The sequence below is a fragment of the Mesomycoplasma ovipneumoniae genome, from assembly GCF_033343935.1.
Lineage (GTDB): Bacteria > Bacillota_I > Bacilli_A > Mycoplasmatales > Metamycoplasmataceae > Mesomycoplasma > Mesomycoplasma ovipneumoniae_G.
Genome location: NZ_JAWPGQ010000028.1, coordinates 1 through 1523, shown reverse-complemented (window position 1 = coordinate 1523; position 1523 = coordinate 1). Strand labels below are relative to the sequence as shown.

At 35.2% G+C, this 1523-nt stretch carries 1 pseudogene; it reads left to right on the top strand.

The features are described from left to right. Nucleotides 1–1523, top strand: a pseudogene (locus tag R7X45_RS03740) (hypothetical protein); the annotation flags it as partial.

The following is a 1523-nucleotide window of genomic DNA, read 5'->3' as shown; positions in this document are numbered from 1 at the left end:
AGTCTAATAGTCCACAAACAACAAGACAACATTCCTGAACTAGCAAAGACTCCGGAGGTATCAAATACTAGCTGGGCTAAACAATACAGTCCAGATCAGCCTTTGGCTAATTCAACAACAATTACTCTTGAATTTAAAAACCCAATACAGACTGATGCCAGCGGTCAGCCAACAAGTCAGTGACTATCTTCAGTGCCGGTGAGTATTCATCCAGCTGAACTGGCTCTGAGTCCTCTGCAGCCGGTGATTGCTCCTGAGTTGAAGAATACGGGGCTAGCGAAACTCTCTTCTGGAAACTACACTTTCTTCCTTGGGGATGAAAAAAAAGTCAATGATAACCTTGCAATTGCCCAAAGAGCTACAGCAGAAGCGTCTATAGTTAAAATTGAAGATCCAAAATTAATTGAGTCTTTGCCAGTTTCAATCCCAAATCCGCAACATCAATTAGTTCAACTAACCTTAAACCCATTACTTAACCAAAGTGTTGTAGACTTTAAAATAAGCGATCTAAAGGTAGAATCTCCGACAAAATTATCATTTAGTCTTGAAAGTAGCGATATAAAGCGTTTAATTAATGCCCCTATTGAAATAGCAAAAGCTTCTTCTGCTGATACTTCAGAAAGTCAAGATACAAAAGCTACAAATATTGTAAAAATTAAACCTAAACTAGTCTTACAAGGAGCAATCGGTGTTCCATGAAGTACAATAAAAAAACCCCTTAAGTTCTCAAAAAACCTTAACGTAAATAATCAATGATTTGAAAGTCGAATCCCGGAATGATCAAAAAAAGATGCACATACGATAAAAGCCCAAGTTTTCCCTGAGATCGGTAAAAACGGTAGAGCCGCCAAAATACAGGGTAACACCTTCCGTAGTTGAGTCAACATCAATGACCCACTTTGGCGACTATTAGAAAAAGACCCCGCTCAAGATCTTTCTGCTCTATCACTTAAAGTTTTTGACCCTTCAGGTTACTTAAACCAAAGATTAGCTCAAGGTGAAGGTAATACTAAAACCCCAACCACCAATCTCAATTTATACTCATACCAACTTAATAAAACAAAAGAAGAAAATGTAAGAAAAGGATGAACAAATGTTCACCCAAACCAATTCGTTAGTCCAGGGGAAAACTTCAAACTTACAAATGATTATTTAAATATTATTTTAAATCAGCCAACAAAAGTTACTTATTATAGTGCAAGTGATTTTGTAAATAACTTATTTAATGATCCTGACAAAAAAGATACTGATGTCCAAGACAAATACACAAAAACTGTCAAAGAAAAAGTAGGCGCTAATGCTGTTGATTGAGGAACTGCTTATTTGAATTTTTGATATCCAAAAGAATTAATTCAGCAACAATCAAATATTATTAGTGCTAATTTAACTGATTTATTATTTGTTAATCCTGATGAACTTGACAACAACGAAAAAATGATTGCTCCAAATTTAATTAATTGATGGCCTAATTTCCGAAATTCAGAAACACCATTTATCAGAACAACTGAAAATGCAAATGCAAA